The sequence below is a fragment of the Rhodococcus sp. NPDC056506 genome (assembly GCF_042794945.1).
Classification (GTDB): domain Bacteria; phylum Actinomycetota; class Actinomycetes; order Mycobacteriales; family Mycobacteriaceae; genus Rhodococcus_F.
Genome location: NZ_JBHTSW010000011.1, coordinates 82,765 through 100,499 on the forward strand (window position 1 = coordinate 82,765; position 17,735 = coordinate 100,499).

Sequence of the window (17,735 nt, forward strand, 5' to 3'; positions counted from 1 at the left end):
GGTTCACACGCCGTTTACTATTGTCCGGTGTTGATAGACAGTTGGTCCCAACGAGGGGACGCACCCGGACAGTCGGATCGTTCGTGGTCGAGTTCTCATCGAGTCCTTCTGATCGGCACAGCAGCATTGACCGTGCTGGTCCTGGGCGTGCAGGCGTTCGCGTCGTACAAGGGCTATCTCGGTCCGGTGGAAAGCCTGTTCGGTGACTACTTCCTCGTTCCCCGATCCGCGACGATGCCCTGGGTTGGCCTCGCTCTCGCACTGGTCGGACTGAACAACAAAGAACGCATCTACGCGGTATCCGCGGCCGTCGTGATCGACGTGGTCGTCGGGGCGATCCGCTGGTTCTCCGGTGGGCCGCTGACGATGGGCACCGGCGGCACCTGGGTGCTGACGGCCATCGCGGGGTACGCGGTGTGGAAGTTGTCCGGTGAGCGTCGACTGAGCGTTCTGCACGGCGTTGCGCTGGGCGCGTTGCTCATCATCGCGGCCAAGGTTGCCGAGACGTGGCTGGAGATCACCATTCTCGTCGGCACCGATGTGTGGGACGAGTACGTTTTCCTCGCCGACCAGGCTCTCGGGAACCCGTCGTGGGTGATGGGCCAGATCGTCGACGCCATGGGCCCCGTCGGCGCCGCAGCGCTCGACTGGATCTACGTCGAACTGCCGGTAGCGGTGATCGTGGTCGCGCTCTATCAAGTACGCAAGGGATGGCCGTCGCATCACCTGCTGCGTACGTTCCTGCTCATCGGGTTGATCGGCCCGATCTTCTACGTCCTGTTCCCGGTGGTCGGTCCGGTGTTCGCCTTCGGTCCGCGTGGTTTCGGATTCCAGATCGGTGACTTCTGGCCGAACATCGTGCCCAACTTCGACTTCGCGTCACCGTCGTCGCTGCCGTTCGACGACGCCGCGCCACGAAACTGCATGCCGAGCCTGCACACCGCGTGGGCAGTCGCGTTGTTCATCCACTCTCGCAGCGGGCCGTGGTGGATTCGCAGCCTGGGATCGTTCTGGCTCGTCGCGACCCTGACGGCGACGCTCGGTTTCGGATTCCACTACGGCGTCGACCTCATTGCCGGTGCGGTTCTGTGCTTGACCCTCGATGCGGCGCTGCGGGATCCGGAGCGCGGCTGGGGTTGGTTCCGAATACGTCTGTTGCTCGGTGGCTCGGCCCTGCTCGCGGGGTTGTTGCTCTCCTACAGATTCGCTTCGGTGCAGATGGCCGAGTACCCGGCGATCTTCGGTCCGCTGCTGCTGGCTGTTCTGGTTCTCATGTCGGTGGCGTACTTCGCCACCTTCTTCGCCCGCCCCGGCACCGCTCTTGCAGTGTGGGGCGAGCGCGACGGTGAGTGGGATGCCGCTACCGGAGAGAGTCCGGGTCTTCCAGTTCGTTGATCTTCATGAGGTCGTCCTCCTCGCGCTGTTCGCGGTAGGCGACCCGTCCGACGCTGTGTGCGATGACCGGCGCGGTCAGCAACGTGAAGATGCCGACCAGTACCAGCATCCAGATGTCGACGCTCCCACGAAGCAGGAACACGGCACCCATCAGAACAAGGATGAGCCCGACCACCTGAGGCTTGGTGGCCGCGTGCATACGGCGCAGGGTGTCGGGGAAGCGAACGATTCCCACTGCGGCGGTCAGCGCGAGCAGCGCTCCCAGGAAGATGGAGATGGCCCCGATCGTGTCGAGGATGTTGCCGATCACTGGTCACTCACCCGGAAGCGTGCGACGGACACCGAACCGATGAAGCCGACCAGTGCCAGCGCGACGATCGCGGGAACGATGGTCGTGTCTTTGCTGTACGCGGCCCAGACCGCGAGCCCACACATCGAGACCGCAATGATCGTGTCCAGGGCGACGAGGCGGTCGAGTGAGCTCGGCCCGTCGAGCAATCGGAACGTGGTCAGTACGGCGGCGATCAGGAGAATCACTCCCGAAATGATCAAGATCGTGGTGATGAACCCGTTCATGGTCGGTCCTCCTGCCGGGGTGCATCGAATTCGTAGTCGCGCTGGTGCCACGGGCTGGGCTGCCAGTCCGAATCACGTTCGAACGACGCGATGAACAACCGCTCGAGATCCTCCACCGAGCGGTAGAACGCGCTGACGGCTTTCTGCGAACCGACGTCGAGCACGTGGACGTAGACGATGCGCCGGTTCTGGTCGATCTCGAGAACCATCGTGCCCGGGATCAGGTTCAGAACGTCGATGCACAGCGTGAGAACCAGGTCCGACTTGATCCCGAGTTGGTACCGCAGAACTCCGGTGACCGGCGGCGGCGACGGACGGATCGCCAGCCAGGCGACCTGGATACTCGACTGGATCGCGTAGTACACGATCATCCACAGCAGACGCAGGATCGAGAGCAGATGGACCCGGCCCTCCACCGGTACGCGGGGGAGGGGAAGCAGGACCATGATGATCAGGCCGACGGCGAGTCCGCCGAAGATGTTGCCGAAGCTGATGTTGCCCCACAACAGGATCCACACGACCATCAGCCACAGCAGGATCCCGACGCGGAGTACCTGTTCGCGTTTCATCGCGGAGCCTCCTCGGTGTTCGGGGCATCGGTACTGGGAGCTTTTGCAGGGTCGTCTGCAGCGACGGGGGCTTCGTCGACCGGAACGGGTCGGTGGTTGCCGAGAACCGCGTCGATGTAGATGGACCGGTCCTGCAGATCCTTCGCCGCTCGGTCGCTGATGTCGATGATCCGGCCCGCGAACACAGTCAGCCCCAGGCCGACGATGACGAGCCCGACCGTCGGAATCAGCATGAAGATCGGAATCTTGCCGACGTCCTCGCGGTCGACGAACGCGATGTCCTCTTCGGATTCGTCGATCAACGCTGACGGGCTGACGTCGGCGAGGTCACCTTCGGGCGCGTCGGCGCGGGCTCGCCAGAATGCCTTTGTCCACACGCGGGCGACCGCGTAGAGCGTCAGCAAGCTGGTGATCGTGCCGCCGGCGACGAGGATCCAGGCCAGCGCGCTCGCGTCGGACGCACCGGCTTGCAGGAGTGCGACCTTGCCGATGAAGCCCGAGAACGGTGGGATACCACCGAGGTTCAGGGCCGGGATCAGGAAGACGATTGCGAGGATCGGGCTGGCCGCCGCGAGACCACCGAGACGACGCAGCGACGACGACCCGGCTTGTCGTTCGATCAGACCCACCACGAGGAAGAGCGTCGTCTGCACGATGATGTGGTGGGCGACGTAGTAGATCGCGCCGGACAGCCCGGACGTCGTGGACAACGCGATACCGAAGATCATGTAACCGATATGGCTGACCAGGGTGAACGAGAGCAGACGTTTGATGTCGCTCTGCGCGATGGCACCCATGATGCCGACCACCATCGTCAGCAGGCCACACACCATCAATACGTTGTCGAGTTCTCCTTGCGGGAACAGCAGCGAGTGCGCCCGGATGATCGCGTACACACCGACCTTGGTGAGCAACCCCGCGAAGACGGCGGTAATCGGTGCGGGCGCGGTCGGATACGAGTCCGGGAGCCACGCCGACAGCGGGAAGACCGCAGCCTTGATGCCGAACGCCACGAGGAGGACACCGAAGATGGCGGTGCGTGTTCCTGGCGGAATGTTGTCGAAGCGCAGGGCCATGTCGGCCATGTTGAGGGTGCCGGTCGCCGCGTAGGCGAAGGCGATGCCTGCCAGGAAGATCAGCGAAGACACCATCGAGACCATCACGTACGAGATGCCGGCCCGGACGCGGTCGGCGCTGGCACCGAGCGTCAGGAGCACGAAACTCGCGGCGAGCAGGACCTCGAAACCGACGTACAGGTTGAAGAGGTCACCGGCGAGGAACGCGTTGGAGATACCAGCAGTCAACGCCAGATAGGTCGGCAGGAAGATCGAGACCGGCTGGGCCTCGCTGCCGTCGCGAATACCCTGACCGATCGCGTAGATCATGACGGCGAGCAGTACCACCGACGAGACCACGAGCATCATCGCCGAGAGACGGTCGACCACGAGTGTGATGCCGATGGGCGAATCCCAGCCGCCGACCTGAACCGCGGTCGTACCGTCGCGGTCTGCGAGGTAGAGAAGCAGGCCCGACACCGCGACGACGCCGACGAGCGCGATCAGTGTGATCACACGCTGGAAGCGCGGGCGTCGGCCGACGACCAGCGTCGCGGCTGCGGCCAGCATCGGGATCAGGACGGGTAGGGGCGCAAGGGCTCCCATCAGGTTGTCCGAGATGGTCATGCGCCTCCACCTCCCTCGATCTTGGTCTGGCGAGCGTCTTTGCGCCGCTTCTCGGATTCCTTCTTACGAGCAAGGTCGGTGGCCCAGTCGGGTACCGGTTCGTCCTCGAAGTCGCCGTCGTGGAGGTCGTCGTAGCATTCGATGTCCTCGAGGTTGACCAGTTGTTCGAGGGGAATAGGGTTGCCGTCCTTGTCGAATGCGTCGCCGCCGATGCTCGGGGCACCGGTGAGCGGGTCGTCGGAGCGGTCGTGGTCGGGAGCGTCGGCGGGCAGGCGGCGCTTGAGAACCTTGGTGTCCTCGGGATCGTCCTCGACGGCGTCGGCGGTGTTGATCTTGTAAGACCGGTACGCCAGTGCCAGAACGAAGCCGGCGATACCCATCGTGATCACGATCGCCGTCAGGATCATGCCCTGGGCGAGCGGATCCGCTATCTCCTCGTGGACCGAATCTCGGCCGACGATGGGCGGATTCCCGTCCGATCCACCGACGGTCAGGATCAAAAGGTTGATGGCGTTGCCGAACAGGAGCAAGCCGAGGAGCATCCGGGTGATGCTTCGTTCGATCAGGAGGTAGACACCGGCCGACGTGAGGACGCCGATCAGGATCAGCATTCCGATGTTTGCGCTCATGGTGCTTTCACCTCGATTTCTGCGTCGAGGCGGGCGCCGAGACTTCGGAGTACGTCCAGGACCAGGCCGACCACGATGAGGTAGACGCCCAGGTCGAAGAACAGTGCGGTGACCAGTTTGACGTGGCCGATGAGCGGGAGGGTGAACTCGAAGACGGCCGACGAGAGTGCCGGGGCGCCGAGGAACAGCGACACCAGGGCGGTGCCCGCGGCCAGCGCCAAACCGAGGCCGAGAATCTTGCCCGCGTCGATGGGTACGGCTTCACCGAGTTCGTAGCGGCCACCGGCTAGGTAGCGAAGTACCAGTGCCAGGCCCGCCGTCAGGCCGCCGGCGAAACCGCCGCCGGGAGCATTGTGGCCGGAGAAGAAGAAGTAGATCGACAACACCATGATGGTCGGGAAGATCAACCTCGTGGTGACCTCCAGAACCAGCGAACGGTGTCGCGGATCGATCAGGTCTCCGCCGCGCAACCACGTCGTGTCAGAGTTGGCGGCCGCCTTGTCGACGATGACGGAGGGTGCGTCTGCGACGCGAGGCGCAATGCCGAAGCGGCGGTTGCGGAACACGAGGCTGGCGACGCCGGTTGCCGCGACCAGCAGCACCGAGATCTCACCGAGGGTGTCCCATGCGCGGATGTCGACGAGTAGGACGTTGACGACGTTCTTGCCGTTGCCCAGGTCGTAGGCCGCGTCGGGAAGCAGTTCGTAGATCGGACGAGTGTTTCGGGCATTGGTCGCGAAGGCCGCGATGGTGGTGACGGTGATACCGACGGCGACGGCGAGTGCGGCACGCGGCCACTTGAAGCCGATCGCCTTGCTCTCGTCGACTTCGGCGGGGAACTTCCGGAGCACGAGCACGAAGATCACCAGTGTCAGCGTCTCGACGAGGAACTGGGTCAGCGCGAGGTCGGGTGCACCGTGCAGCGCGAACAACACGCCGCAGCCGTAGCCGGTGAGTCCGACCAGGATGACGCTGGCGAGGCGGTTGCGCATCAGCGTCGCGGCGATGGCGGCCGAGATCATCATCAGCGCGATAGTGAACTGGATGGGCGAATCCCACATCCGAAGGTCGACTCCGCCACCCTTGGTGTCGATGATCAGCAAGAACAGCGGCACCACGACCAGCGTCGCGAGAATCGTCGACTGCGTGCGGGGGAGCGAACCACGCTGAGTGGCGCCGGTCAGGCGCATCGAGATGGTGTCCATGCCGCGCAGGGTTGCGTCGTAGATACGGTCGGCGTTGCCGAGCGGCGGGTGCTCGAAGTGCAGGCGGCTGATCTGACGCTGCGCGATGTAGAGCGCGACGCCGCCCGCGATGACGATGCAGGTCAGCAGCAGCGGAGTGTTGAATCCGTGCCACAGTGCGAGGTGGTAATCGGCGTGCGGTCCGGGAGCCAGCGTGGTGGAGTACGGCGTCAGCAGCTTCTCGAGCTGGGGCGAGAGAATGCCGGCGGCCAGACCGAGAACAGCGAGCAGGCCGGGCGCGAACAGGAACAGCCAACCAGGCTTGTGCATCTTGCTCACGGCCGGACTTGGCTTGCTCAGGGTCTTGCGTCCGAAGGCGCCCCAGATGAAGCGGACGCTGTAGCCGACGGTCAGGATCGAGCCCAACACGATCACCGTGACGACGGCGATGGACGACCAGTGCCCGAGCGCGTTCGTTTCGAGCACCGATTCGAGTGCGGCTTCCTTGCCGACAAATCCGAGGAGTGGTGGCAGACCGGCCATGCTGGCGGCAGCGAGGCTCGCAATGATCGCGAGAGCTGGTGCCGCCTTACCCAGATGAGCCAGTTTTCGCAGGTCACGGGTGCCGGTGGTGTGATCGATGATGCCCACCACCATGAAGAGCGCGGCCTTGAACATCGCGTGCGCCACGACCATCGTCATGCCGGCGAGGGCGGCGTCACGCGTGCCGATGCCGACCAGGACCATCATGAAGCCGAGTTGGCTGACGGTTCCGAAGGCAAGGACGAGTTTGAGGTCGTACGCGCGCATGGCTCGCCAACCGGCGAGGATCATCGACAGCAGACCCAGACTGATGATGGTGATGCGCCACGGCGGCGAATCGGCGTACCCGGGAGCCAGACGCGCGACCAGGTAGATACCGGCCTTGACCATCGCGGCAGCATGGAGATAACCGCTGACGGGGGTGGGCGCGGCCATGGCACCGGGCAGCCAGAAGTGCAGCGGCACGATTGCCGATTTGGAGAGCGCACCGATCAGAATCAGAACGATCGCGACGGACGGGAGCCAACCCGTCGGCGGGTTCGCGACCAGTTCGGAGAGGTTGTAGCTGCCGCCGACCTGACCGAGGATGATCATGCCGACCAACATCGCCAGACCACCCGCCGTGGTGACGAGCAGTGCCTGGGTTGCGGCGCGGCGACTGGTGGCGCGCTCGGCGTAGTGACCGACCAGCAGGAACGACAGGACGGTCGTCAGTTCCCAGAACACGTAGAGAAGCAGCATGTTGTCGCTGGTCACGAGCCCGAACATGGCACCCGCGAAGGCGACCATCTCGGCGGCGAAGATGCCGAGTCGAGGTTCGTCGTCGTTGAAGTAGCGGGCGCAGTAGATCAGGATCAGCGTGCCGACGCCCAGGACGAGGACGGCCATGATGGCCGAGAGCGCGTCGAATCTGAAGTCGATGTCCATGGACAGGCCAGGGACCCAGGTGATGTGCAGCGTCTCGACGGCGCCCCATTTGTCGATGACCCAGCCGAGGCCGGCAAGGGGGACTATCGCGAGGGGGAAGAAGCCGTTTCGCCCTAACCTGCGCACCACAAGCGGAGCCAAGAGGGCGGCAACGGCATGGGCAAGCAAGATAGCGAGCAAAAGGCACTCCGTCGTGTTGTCAGCGGGCGGCGGGGTGTCCGAACAAAATCGAACCTATCGGATTAACGAGACAATTCACCTAGTCGGAGAGGTTGTCTTTGCGTACATATTACCGGGCGTGGCAGTTTCGATGTGCAGCGAGTCGATTCGGACATCATCAGCGCTCGCTGATACACGTAGGTTGGACGACGTGAATTCGTCCACTCCCTCCACGATCATCCGTACCGCTGCCCTCGCGCACATTCGTGACCGCAAGCTGATCCAGACCCGCTCCGTGGGCAAGACCGCGTTCTACATGGCCGGCGGAAAGATCGACCCGGGCGAGACACCCGAGCAGGCGCTGCACCGCGAAATTCGGGAGGAACTCGACGTCGATCTGGTCGACGGAACGGTGAAGTTCCTCGACGTCTTCGAGGCTCACGCTTTCGGACATTCCGCGGACACCGGGCTGCACATGAGTTGTTATCTGGCGGAGATGGCCGGAGACCCGCACCCGACCAGTGAGATCGCCGAGTTCCGATACTTCACGCTCTCCGAGTACGCGGCGATGGACGAGGTGGCGCCGGGATCGCTCAAAGTGTTCCATCGCCTGGCGTCGATGGATCTGATCGACTGATCGACGGAGGAACGGATCGTGTTATCCGGCCCAATCGCAGACTTGTGTAGGCGCAGACGGCCACGATGATCAGCGCGACGGCGTCGAGTATCAGGATGTCGGTCGAGATCTCGAACGGGCCGACCGTAGTGATGCCGTTGAAGGGCTTGTTCTCGTCCAGCGGGGTGTACGCCGTCCATCCGTAGTCGAACTGCGGATAGACGAGCAGGGCCAGCGCCGTTGGGCCGAAGATGACACCGAGCCCGACGAGGGCTCGTGACGCTCCGGTCCGCGGTGGTTCCCGGTACATCGCGCTGGCGATCGCGTAGGTGACGACCGCTGCGGTCAGGGCGACAAGAAGATCGCTGATCGTGAGAAGGTCACCGATCTTCGGCGAAGGCGACGTGGCATAGCTGACGATCCCGGCGACCGTCACCGTCAGGAGCAATCCGTAGCCGACGACGCGGGACGGTGCGAGAGCGCCGACGGCTGCCGCGGCAACGATGACGACGCCGATCACGACGGCGGTCGAGGCCGGGGTTTTCGACCACTCCATCGCCTCGGTTGCCGGACGATTCGCCGAGACCGCTGCCAGAGTTGCGACGGCAGCGGTACACATCAGCAGGATCCGACTGCCGTCGCCCAACACCCGCGCGCAGATCACCGTGATCACCAGCGCGACGAGTAGGAGGGGCACAGCTGCCGTGACGGTGGTGATGTCGAACCACCAATTTGCCGCGACGCCGAAGAGGGTGAGCACCGCTGCGATCGTCACCGGCCGAACGGCCATCCGTTCTTTGGGGTGGTCCTTGTCGAAATCGTGGAACCAGAATGCGGCGACACACGCGGCGGTCAATGCCAGTGCGATCAGTGTTGCCGCCAGCACTGGTGGTTGAAACTGGTTGGTGTTGTCGGCGATGTAGTCCGCGTACCGCCGAGGAATTGCGTCCTCGTCCAGGAGCGAATCCGAGACATGCACGGCAACAATCGTTCCCGCGACCGAAGCCGCTCGGACGCGAGGAGCGGCAGCAACCGTGACCGCGCCGACAGCGACTCCCGCACCGACGGGCGAGAGTGCCTCGAAGTTGTGATCGTAGAGTCCGGGCAGTTCGAGGAGGAGCCCACCGAATGCCGTCATGGCGGCGGTCCGTAACCGGCAACGGGCCATCATCGCGGCTGTCCCGACCGCGACGACAGCCAAGACGCCGGCACCGATGGTCGAGATCGACCAGAATCGGTCACCCGTCGAAATCGACGTCGACTGGCTGTTGACGAAGGGCGCCAAAGCGACGACGGTGACGACGAATGCCGTCACACCACTCAGTGCGACGAGCAGCGTCCTGCGGGCGATGGGCACTGCTCCAAAATAGTCAATCCAGTACCAGTTGCACCGCAATAGCAGGTCTCAGTCCGGTGACGGTGTGTCAACGGCGTTTCGGCGACGAATCGCGATCCCGGAGGCGACGACAACTACACACATCAGGAGTGCGGTACCGACGGAACGAGGTGGCGCCTCGTACGCGTAGGCAATCGTCGCGGCTTCTGCCCGATACGCTGCGCCGGGTTCGATCGCGTCGATGTAGCCGCGCAGTGCGGAGTCCTGCTGGAAGTACGTCGAGGGTGGATCGGGCCGGACGTACGTTGATGACACCGTCTCGATGTCGTGCTGCCCGATCGACATGAAGACCAGGGCAGTGAAAGGAATGGTCAACCCCAGCGTCCCGATGACGGGATTCGAGGGCAAGACGGATCCGAACAGTAGCCCCGATCCGACGCTTAGCGCGACGATCCGGAGCAACAGGGCCACTTCGTGATCGCCGCTGAAGATCAACTCGGACAACGGGATCGAAGCCAGGAGCGCCAGACCCGCGATCCTGCGATCTCGGTGTCGAGAACGTCTCAACCCGACGACGACCGCGATGACCGCGAGGGCAGTGATCACCAACGGCGAGGTTCGGTCACCGTCGAGAAAGAAGCGGTCGGTCAGATCGGCGAACACCGTCGTGGCGGCGGCCGCAACGGCGGTTGCAGCCCAGAGGAATCCGCCGCTGTCTGAAGTTGCGTCGAGTTTCCTCGTACAGAACCAGGTCAGGGTGAGGACGGCGACGGTGGACGCGATCATGACCAGCCAACCCGAATACGTCGACGGGTCCTCTTGCCGGTCGACGACCGAACTGAGAATCCGTTGGGTGACGGCGAGGCCGGTGACAACCGCCAGAGCGGTTGCGGCAATGCCCGGTTCGCTTTTGCCGATCGTCGATTCGGGGTCAACGGTGATGGCGCACGCTACTGCGCAGATCAGCGTCAGCCACAGAAGTGCCCAGGCGGGTTCACCGATGGACGACGTGCTGACGGGTATCAAATCTCCGGTGGACGATTGCGCGGCCAACCACGTCGACACCAAGCCCACGATCAGCAGGTTGCGACCGATGCGACTGTCCCACGAGGCGGCGACCGCGCCACCCAGGATGAGTCCTGCGGCAATGGTTTTGGCAAAACCCAGAACGCTCAGCAGATCAAGACCAAGTTCTTCTCGGGGACGACGTATCTGATCAGAATCAGCACGACGACGCCCACGTACACAAATGCCCACGCGCGCTTTCGAGAACCGCGGTGCTGGAGATAGGCGCAGGCTGCCACGACGACGATGGCGCCGACCACGACGCTGGTGGATTGGCTGCTGATCCATTGGTCGACCTTCGACTGCGGCTCGGTGACAGGCCATCTCATGCGGGCTGGGCTCGTCAGCGCCACGGCCGCAAGGATTCCCGAGAGAAAGGCCGCAAGGGCGACGGTGCATGACCGGACATCGATGGTCATCGGTCTGTCCTGATCAGGCGGTCTCGGTCGGTTCCGGTAACTCGACTGGCGGATGTGAAGGTCGTCGGAGGATCGCCGCGCCGCAGAAGCCGATGATCAGGGTGAAGAGTACCGCTGCGCCGACGGTCTGAGCGGTGACGTAGTCGACGGTGATGCCGATGCCGCGTCCGAATAATCCTCCGTCAGCGCTGACATGCGCCGGGATGGGAAGTTCCATCAATCGTTGAATGTCTGCGGCTGTCAATTCTGGAGGCGCGGTGAGCTGATCGGTGAGGATGGCGATCGACGAGAAGGTCATCGCGGCAAAGGGAATGGCGAGTCCGAGTGTGGCGTCGACCAAGCTGCCGGGAGCCAGGGAACCGAACAGCAGTCCGGCTGCGAATCCCAGTGCGGCGATCTTCAGCGCGATTGACCAGACACCGTGCGCGGAGTCGAAGGGCAGTAGTTCTGACAGTGGTACCGCAACGAGAACCGCGATGGGAACGAGGTGTGGCACCTGCTTGTGCAGTCTCAATCCGACGGTCACCGGCAGGGCTGCGAAAAGCACCAGTACCCAGGGGGACTTCAGGTCTCCCCAGTGACCGGAACCCTTCGCGATGGCGACGAACAGCGGAGCTGACGCAGCGGCCAGAGCGGTTGCCGCCCAGAGGAACTTGCCACCAGCACCGGAGGTGTCGCCGAGACGGTAGGCGGCGATCCACGTCAACGCGAGCGCAGCACCTGCCGCCAAAACCATGGCAATCCAGGCGGTCGCTTCGGACGCGTATTGCTGGCGGTCGATCACGGCGCCGAGAACGCGATGCCCGATCGCCAGCGCGGCGATCACCACGAGAGCGATGCGGATTTCACCCGCGTCGGGCTTGCGGATCCGGAAGCCGGCCTGCGCGGTCACTGCGCAGGCGATCGCTGCTGCGGCCGTGGCGCCGATCAGCCACCATGACGGCTCACCCACCGAAGACGTTGTCATCCTGGCTGTCCCACCGGCGAACGTGCGGATCGCGAGGAAGGTGGCGAGTACTCCGAGGAGTGTCGCGTTCTTCGTGGCAGTGCGGTCCCAACTGACGGCAGCCACACAGCCCAGAATAGTGCCGGCTGCAACACTTTTGACGATGATCAAGGCGATCAGCAGGTCCAGTGACGCAACCTCGGGTACGACTGCACGAATGATCGCGATGACGGCGACCCCGACAGCGATCGCGTTCCAGGCTGCCCGACGGGAACCGCGACGCTGTGAGAGTGCGCAGGCAAGCACGGCAACTACGGCGCCGAGTCCGACAGCAGTGGGTCCACTGCTGATCCAGCGATCCACTTCCGATGGTGAGGCGACGATGGCCCAGTCACGAAGAACTGGATTGGTCAGGGCCAGCGCAGCGAGTATCGCGGACAGGAGCGCAGCGACGGTGGTGAGGATCGCTCGAGGATCGAGTGGCATCGGGCCAACCTATCGCGGCGCCGCGACTTCGGTAGTGGGCGGCGTGAGTGCCGGAAACCAGATGTCGGTGAGAACGTCTGCCGCGACGTCCGCACCCGCGGTGATTGCGCCCTGCTCGGCCCAGCGAATGAAGAAACGCTCGATTTGTGTGAGCAGGAGCTCTACTCGGAGTTTTGCTTCGTCATGCCGGTCCTGCGGCCACCGGGCCAGGTACGACGGCATCGCGTTGGGCAGTGCGGAGATGCCTTCGCGGGCCAGTGTGCGGAACTCTGGTTCGAGGACCATGGCCTCGTCCCACGCCCGCATCATGTGGTGGTGATCGCGGCACCAGTCGAGAGCGCGGTTGATCCAGCCGGCGAATTCTTCGCGCGAACCGGAATCGAGTACATGGTCGAGATCCTGGAATATGGCGAGGGTGCTGGATACGACAGTGTTCGAGCCGAGGGCCTTGAGAATGTCGATCTTTCCGGGAAAGTGCAGGTAGAAGGTGGCTCGGCTGCAGCCGACCCTGCCCGCGATGTCTTCCACGGTGACAGCCGCGTATCCGCGTTCGGTGAAGAGCGCACCGGCGGCGTCCACGAGGTCTGCGCGGGTTCGCTGCTTCTGCTTCTCTCGCAGCGTCAGTCTGCCGGAGGTATCTGTCATTACCGGGATCCTAGTGCCGCGGGGGCTCTTGCGGGACGGTTGCACGAGACTCCCCGTCTTTCACTTGACAGGCCGTTAGTGAAAGCTACTCTGTGGTGTAGCGCACATTCGACCGATCAGAGGACGCCATGACCATCTCGGACACAACACGCACGCCCGACCTGCCGGCCGGATTCGACGTCACCGATCCTGCTGTCCTCGGGGAGCGGATCCCTTTCGAGGAGTTCGCCGAACTGCGTCGCAACGCACCCGTGTGGTGGTGTGAGCAGCCGCCGACGGTCGGCGGATTTCAGGACGAGGGCTACTGGGTGGTCTCGCGTCACGCTGACGTCAAAGAGGTCAGCCAGCGCAGCGATGTGTTCTCGAGCTGGGAGAACACCGCGATCGCGCGTTTCGCCGACGACATGCCCCGCGAGGCCGTCGAGATGCTCCGCCATCTTCTGCTCAACAAGGATGCGCCGGAGCACACCAAGCTCCGCAAGCTGATTTCGAAGCTGTTCACGCCGCGCGCTATCAACGGCATGCGCGACGAGTTGGATCGTCGTGCGCGGAGCATCGTCGACACCGCTGTGAGCGAGGGCCCGGGCGACTTCGTGAAGCAGGTTGCCAGCGAGCTGCCGCTCCAGGCGATCGCGGATCTGATCGGAGTGCCGCAGGACGATCGAGACAAGCTGTTCAAGTGGTCCAACGAGATGATGGGCTACGACGACCCGGAATACCAGGGTGATCCGGCGGTCGCGTCCACCGAAGTCCTCGGATACGCGTACCAAATGGCAGACGCGCGTCGTACCTGCCCGGCAGACGACATCGTCACCACACTGGTCCAGGCGGATATCGACGGCGACTCTTTGAGCCCGGAGGAGTTCGGGTTCTTCGTGTTGATCCTGGCGGTGGCGGGGAACGAGACCACCCGCAACGCCATCACGCACGGAATGATCGCGTTCCTGGACAACCCCGAGCAGTGGGAGCTGTACAAGAAGGAACGTCCCAAGACGACGGCCGACGAGATCGTTCGTTGGGCGACGCCGGTCACCGCGTTCCAGCGCACCGCGCTCGAGGACACGGAATTGGCAGGAGTGTCGATCAAGAAGGGGCAGCGCGTGGTGATGCTGTACAGCTCCGCAAACTTCGACGAGGACGTGTACGAGAACCCGATGACGTTCGACATCACTCGTAACCCCAATCCGCACTTGGGTTTCGGTGGAACGGGCGCGCACTTCTGCATCGGTGCCAACCTCGCTCGCATGGAGATCGACTTGATGTTCAACGCGATTGCCGACAACGTCCCGGACATCACCAAGATCGGTGATCCGCGCCGTCTGCGTTCGGGTTGGATCAACGGCATCAAGGAGTTCCAGGTCGATTACAAGAGCACAGGCTGCCCGGTCGCTCACTAGAGTCGGTAGGTGAGAGGTACACCCCACGATCTCGAGGAGCCACCGCATGACTTCGATCAACGACAAGGCAACAGCTCTACTGGCGTTGCACCAGCCAGGCAACCCGGTCATTCTCCCCACAGTCTGGGACGCGTGGTCGGCGAATCTTGCGGTGGCTGCAGGTTTTGCAGCCCTGACGGTGGGCAGCCACCCGGTTTCCGATTCCATCGGCAAGCCGGACAACGAAGGCATTACCTTCGACGAACTTCTGCACCGGATCAAGCAGATCACCGGTGCGGTCGACGCCCCGATCTCGGTGGACATCGAGGGTGGCTACGGGCTCGAGCCGGCAGTTCTCATCGACGGGCTGATCGATGCCGGCGCTGTCGGACTCAACATCGAGGACACCGTTCACAGTGAAGGCGGACGCTTGCGAGAGGCGCAGGAGCACGCCGACTTCGTGGGTGGGCTTCGCCAGGCCGCCGACGCCGCCGGAGTTCACGTTGTCGTCAACGCACGTACCGACCTGTTCGTGAAGCAGGTCGGTGACGAGTCCGATCGCGTCGATCGCGCCATTGCACGCCTCAAGTTGGCAGCCGATGCCGGTGCCGACGTTCTCTACCCCGTCGGGCGTCACGACGACGCTACCCAGCGCCGCTTGACGTCCGAACTCCCACTTCCGATCAATGCGATCGGAATCCCGGATCAGGACGACCCGGCAAGTTTCGGTCCGCTCGGAGTGGCGCGTGTGAGCTTCGGTCCGTTCTTCCAGATGGCCTTGGCCAACCGCGCAAACGAGATCTTGGGACGCTGGAAGTAAGAATGCAGACACTGATGTCGCCCGGCCCGCTGCTCGACGATCGCGGACATCTGGTCGAGACGGGTTGGGCCTCATCGGAGATTCGCAAGTATCGACGCTCCGCAATCACCGCCCCGAAGTTCCGAATCAAGGAGTGGGACTACTACTGCGTTCTCACGGCGGATTACGGCATCGCGCTGACCGTCGCCGACAACGGGTACATGGGCTTGCTCGGGGTTTCCTGGCTCGATTTCCGAACGCCGCACGAGATCACCGAAAACGTGATGCTGCCGTTCCCGATGGGAAGGCTCGGTCTGCCCGAAAGTGCGGACGACGGTGATGTCGTGGTGTCGAAAGGTAAGGCTCGGTTCGAGTTTCGCCATGTAGACGGCGGGCGACACCTGATCGTCGACTATCCGGCTTTCGACGGTGGGCGAGGTCTACATGCCGATCTGTTTCTGGCGAGTCCTGCCGATGATCGGATGGTGATCGCCACGCCGTTTCCGAAGGCGCCCCGATCGTTCTATTACAACCAGAAGGTCAACTGCCTGCCCGCTGCCGGGGCCGTGCGAATCGGGAGCGACGACTTCACATTTCGCTCGGAAGACTCGTTCGGCGTTCTCGATTGGGGCAGGGGAGTCTGGACTTACGACAACACCTGGTACTGGGGTTCTGCATCCGGACTGGTGAGCGGCGAGCGGTTCGGATTCAACATCGGTTACGGCTTCGGGGACACTACGGCGGCCAGTGAGAACATCGTGTTTGTCGGCGGGCGGGCGCACAAACTGGACAGGATCAACTTCGATATCCCGCAGGGAGCGTACGACGGCGCCCCGTGGACCTTCTCGAGCAGCGATGGTCGCTTCGAGATGACTTTCGAGCCGGTTATCGACCGCGCCGCGACTTTCGACGTCGGGGTGTTGCGTTCGATTCAGCATCAGGTGTTCGGGAAGTTTTCCGGCACAGTGATCCTCGATGACGGTTCGTCTCTGGTGGTTCGAGATCTCCTCGGATTTGCCGAGGAGGTTCGGAACCGCTGGTAAGCCGTGCGCATCCGCGAAGGTGTCGGGAACGCAGCACGAGCACCGAGGCATGGAGGTGCCCCGGTGCTCGCGTCTTCAGTTGTCGCGGTTCACGCCGCTGTCGGTGGACTGTTCCCACCGATCGGATGCTGGAACGGATCGATCGACATCGGCGGATAGAACACCGTCTTCCGATCGGGACCGATCTCCACCCGCCACTGCGTGTGGTGCAGTGTCCGATGATGGTGACCGCACAACAAGATCAGGTTGTCGAGATCTGTTGGGCCACCATCGTTCCAGTGAACGATATGGTGGGCATCGCACCACCCCGATGGTGTCCCGCACCCCGGAAACGCACACCCACCATCCCGGACGGCCAACGCCCGCCGCTGCGGAACCGTCGCGGTTCGTACTTCATTGCCGCAGTCGAGCGGAACACCATTCTCGTCCAGGAGGATTCGGGTGACGGTGCAGTCGCAGGCGAGCATCCGCGCGGTGTCGATGCTGATCGGGCCCACCCAATCCGTCCACGCGAACCCGAGTTCCTCGGTCGACGGCAGTAGATCCTTCAAGGCTTTGAGGTCGGTCATGTCTTTCGCCGACGCAGTCACAGTGATGTGCGGTTTCACTCCGCCTTCGATCGGACCCAACCCCGCCCGCTCATACCGCCGCAGAAGTTCACAAAACCCATCCGCCCGCCGTAGTGCCGGAGTGCGGGTGTCTTTGACGCCGTCTTTCTCCGGCGTCGGAGCGGACAGGCTCGACAGCAACGTGATCAGACGGGCCCCGTTGACCGCATCCAGATCACCCTTCACAGTTACTCTGCCGTACAGGCCTTTCGAGGCGTAGAACTCGTTGCGCTCCGAATCCTCCCCGACCGGGACACCGTCCTCGCGTTTGCCGTACTGCTTCTCGATCCGCCGGATCGCCGCCCGCACCGCATCACAATCGGCAATGTTCTTCGACGCCAACCCCAACAGGATCCCGCGGGCCTTGTCGACGTCCGCCGGGGTCATGTTCTTGGGTGGATGCTGACAAAACGACGCCACCTGACGGGCCTTCAACGCATCCACATCGCCGCGGTGGAATGCATCCGCGACTACAGGTTCGAGCAGAAGCAACCGAGCCAAGCTGACCAGCAGGCTGCACTCACCGATCTCCAAATTCGTCGAACCGTGCAGCCATTGCGCGATCGCCCGAAAACCCTTCCCGACCACAGTTTCCCGGGAAAACATTTCCACGATCAACAACACCATGCGCGACTGCAACTCGTGCCGGACGCGCACCAGATCCAGAACCTCACTCTTGAGGTCCTCGCCATCCACCTGCCACGCTTCCCGACTGTCCATGCTCAAAGTTTA

Annotated in this window: 17 protein-coding genes; 5 read left to right on the plus strand and 12 right to left on the minus strand. The window is 63.3% G+C overall.

Translation table 11 applies throughout. The features are described from left to right. Positions 1-27 precede the first annotated feature (27 nt). Complete coding sequence (locus ACFQ6H_RS12525; RefSeq protein WP_378646348.1) at positions 28-1,395, plus strand: DUF5933 domain-containing protein; 1,368 nt, start codon at positions 28-30, stop codon at positions 1,393-1,395. Here the strand turns inward: ACFQ6H_RS12525 and mnhG are convergent. The 6 genes from mnhG to ACFQ6H_RS12555 are packed head-to-tail and all read right to left on the minus strand — an operon-like array spanning position 1,361 to position 7,685. Then, a complete protein-coding gene (gene mnhG, locus ACFQ6H_RS12530; RefSeq protein ID WP_058038511.1) occupies positions 1,361-1,705 on the minus strand; it encodes a monovalent cation/H(+) antiporter subunit G in 345 nt (114 codons plus the stop codon). The two genes, ACFQ6H_RS12525 and mnhG, sit on opposite strands and share 35 nt — an antisense overlap. After that, on the minus strand, positions 1,702-1,971 hold the full coding sequence (locus ACFQ6H_RS12535; RefSeq protein WP_003945061.1) for a monovalent cation/H+ antiporter complex subunit F: 270 nt from the start codon (positions 1,969-1,971) through the stop codon (positions 1,702-1,704). Before ACFQ6H_RS12535 ends, mnhG begins: the two co-directional genes overlap by 4 nt. Continuing rightward, the gene (locus ACFQ6H_RS12540) at positions 1,968-2,540 is read right to left on the minus strand and encodes a Na+/H+ antiporter subunit E (protein WP_050655100.1); all 573 of its coding nucleotides are present in this window, start codon (positions 2,538-2,540) and stop codon (positions 1,968-1,970) included. The genes ACFQ6H_RS12535 and ACFQ6H_RS12540 overlap by 4 nt, the downstream gene beginning before the upstream one ends. After that, a complete protein-coding gene (locus tag ACFQ6H_RS12545; RefSeq protein ID WP_378549007.1) occupies positions 2,537-4,222 on the minus strand; it encodes a Na+/H+ antiporter subunit D in 1,686 nt (561 codons plus the stop codon). Before ACFQ6H_RS12545 ends, ACFQ6H_RS12540 begins: the two co-directional genes overlap by 4 nt. Continuing rightward, a complete protein-coding gene (locus ACFQ6H_RS12550) occupies positions 4,219-4,851 on the minus strand; it encodes a Na(+)/H(+) antiporter subunit C (RefSeq protein ID WP_378537348.1) in 633 nt (210 codons plus the stop codon). The genes ACFQ6H_RS12545 and ACFQ6H_RS12550 overlap by 4 nt, the downstream gene beginning before the upstream one ends. Continuing rightward, on the minus strand, positions 4,848-7,685 hold the full coding sequence (locus tag ACFQ6H_RS12555) for a Na+/H+ antiporter subunit A (protein WP_378646350.1): 2,838 nt from the start codon (positions 7,683-7,685) through the stop codon (positions 4,848-4,850). The genes ACFQ6H_RS12550 and ACFQ6H_RS12555 overlap by 4 nt, the downstream gene beginning before the upstream one ends. Before the next feature lie 190 nt (positions 7,686-7,875). On the opposite strand from ACFQ6H_RS12555, the gene ACFQ6H_RS12560 reads away from it, so the two are divergent. Then, positions 7,876-8,301: an NUDIX domain-containing protein gene (locus ACFQ6H_RS12560; protein ID WP_378637886.1), complete on the plus strand. Its 426-nt coding sequence runs from the start codon at positions 7,876-7,878 to the stop codon at positions 8,299-8,301. On the opposite strand, the gene ACFQ6H_RS12565 is transcribed toward ACFQ6H_RS12560, so the two are convergent. Genes ACFQ6H_RS12565 through ACFQ6H_RS12585 form a run of 5 tightly spaced genes read right to left on the minus strand, consistent with a single transcriptional unit; the run spans position 8,258 to position 13,177 of the window. Then, positions 8,258-9,637: a hypothetical protein gene (locus ACFQ6H_RS12565; protein WP_378637889.1), complete on the minus strand. Its 1,380-nt coding sequence runs from the start codon at positions 9,635-9,637 to the stop codon at positions 8,258-8,260. The genes ACFQ6H_RS12560 and ACFQ6H_RS12565 overlap by 44 nt on opposite strands. A gap of 48 nt (positions 9,638-9,685) precedes the next feature. After that, a complete protein-coding gene (locus ACFQ6H_RS12570) occupies positions 9,686-10,873 on the minus strand; it encodes a hypothetical protein (RefSeq protein ID WP_378646352.1) in 1,188 nt (395 codons plus the stop codon). Next, positions 10,789-11,100: a hypothetical protein gene (locus tag ACFQ6H_RS12575; RefSeq protein ID WP_378646354.1), complete on the minus strand. Its 312-nt coding sequence runs from the start codon at positions 11,098-11,100 to the stop codon at positions 10,789-10,791. The genes ACFQ6H_RS12570 and ACFQ6H_RS12575 overlap by 85 nt, the downstream gene beginning before the upstream one ends. Positions 11,101-11,113: 13 nt before the next feature. Then, the gene (locus ACFQ6H_RS12580) at positions 11,114-12,532 is read right to left on the minus strand and encodes a hypothetical protein (RefSeq protein WP_378646356.1); all 1,419 of its coding nucleotides are present in this window, start codon (positions 12,530-12,532) and stop codon (positions 11,114-11,116) included. 9 nt (positions 12,533-12,541) lie between these two features. Next, a complete protein-coding gene (locus tag ACFQ6H_RS12585) occupies positions 12,542-13,177 on the minus strand; it encodes a TetR/AcrR family transcriptional regulator (protein WP_378646358.1) in 636 nt (211 codons plus the stop codon). A gap of 128 nt (positions 13,178-13,305) precedes the next feature. On the opposite strand from ACFQ6H_RS12585, the gene ACFQ6H_RS12590 reads away from it, so the two are divergent. The 3 genes from ACFQ6H_RS12590 to ACFQ6H_RS12600 are packed head-to-tail and all read left to right on the plus strand — an operon-like array spanning position 13,306 to position 16,395. Continuing rightward, positions 13,306-14,574: a cytochrome P450 gene (locus tag ACFQ6H_RS12590; protein WP_378646360.1), complete on the plus strand. Its 1,269-nt coding sequence runs from the start codon at positions 13,306-13,308 to the stop codon at positions 14,572-14,574. A gap of 46 nt (positions 14,575-14,620) precedes the next feature. Continuing rightward, positions 14,621-15,373 (plus strand): isocitrate lyase/phosphoenolpyruvate mutase family protein, encoded by a 753-nt coding sequence (locus ACFQ6H_RS12595; protein WP_007730096.1) that lies wholly within the window; start codon positions 14,621-14,623, stop codon positions 15,371-15,373. A 2-nt stretch (positions 15,374-15,375) separates the two neighbouring features. Continuing rightward, on the plus strand, positions 15,376-16,395 hold the full coding sequence (locus ACFQ6H_RS12600; RefSeq protein ID WP_378646362.1) for a DUF2804 domain-containing protein: 1,020 nt from the start codon (positions 15,376-15,378) through the stop codon (positions 16,393-16,395). 89 nt (positions 16,396-16,484) lie between these two features. Here the strand turns inward: ACFQ6H_RS12600 and ACFQ6H_RS12605 are convergent, their stop codons facing one another. After that, a complete protein-coding gene (locus tag ACFQ6H_RS12605; protein ID WP_378646364.1) occupies positions 16,485-17,723 on the minus strand; it encodes a DUF222 domain-containing protein in 1,239 nt (412 codons plus the stop codon). Positions 17,724-17,735 lie beyond the last annotated feature (12 nt).

Coding starts and splice junctions, on each gene's coding strand:
- ACFQ6H_RS12535 (WP_003945061.1), bottom strand. CDS start 1,971: ATGAACGGGTTCATCACCACGATCTTGATCATTTCGGGAGTGATTCTC.
- ACFQ6H_RS12540 (WP_050655100.1), bottom strand. CDS start 2,540: ATGAAACGCGAACAGGTACTCCGCGTCGGGATCCTGCTGTGGCTGATG.
- ACFQ6H_RS12545 (WP_378549007.1), bottom strand. CDS start 4,222: ATGACCATCTCGGACAACCTGATGGGAGCCCTTGCGCCCCTACCCGTC.
- ACFQ6H_RS12550 (WP_378537348.1), bottom strand. CDS start 4,851: ATGAGCGCAAACATCGGAATGCTGATCCTGATCGGCGTCCTCACGTCG.
- ACFQ6H_RS12575 (WP_378646354.1), bottom strand. CDS start 11,100: ATGACCATCGATGTCCGGTCATGCACCGTCGCCCTTGCGGCCTTTCTC.
- ACFQ6H_RS12580 (WP_378646356.1), bottom strand. CDS start 12,532: ATGCCACTCGATCCTCGAGCGATCCTCACCACCGTCGCTGCGCTCCTG.
- ACFQ6H_RS12585 (WP_378646358.1), bottom strand. CDS start 13,177: ATGACAGATACCTCCGGCAGACTGACGCTGCGAGAGAAGCAGAAGCAG.
- ACFQ6H_RS12590 (WP_378646360.1), top strand. CDS start 13,306: ATGACCATCTCGGACACAACACGCACGCCCGACCTGCCGGCCGGATTC.
- ACFQ6H_RS12595 (WP_007730096.1), top strand. CDS start 14,621: ATGACTTCGATCAACGACAAGGCAACAGCTCTACTGGCGTTGCACCAG.
- ACFQ6H_RS12600 (WP_378646362.1), top strand. CDS start 15,376: ATGCAGACACTGATGTCGCCCGGCCCGCTGCTCGACGATCGCGGACAT.
- ACFQ6H_RS12605 (WP_378646364.1), bottom strand. CDS start 17,723: ATGGACAGTCGGGAAGCGTGGCAGGTGGATGGCGAGGACCTCAAGAGT.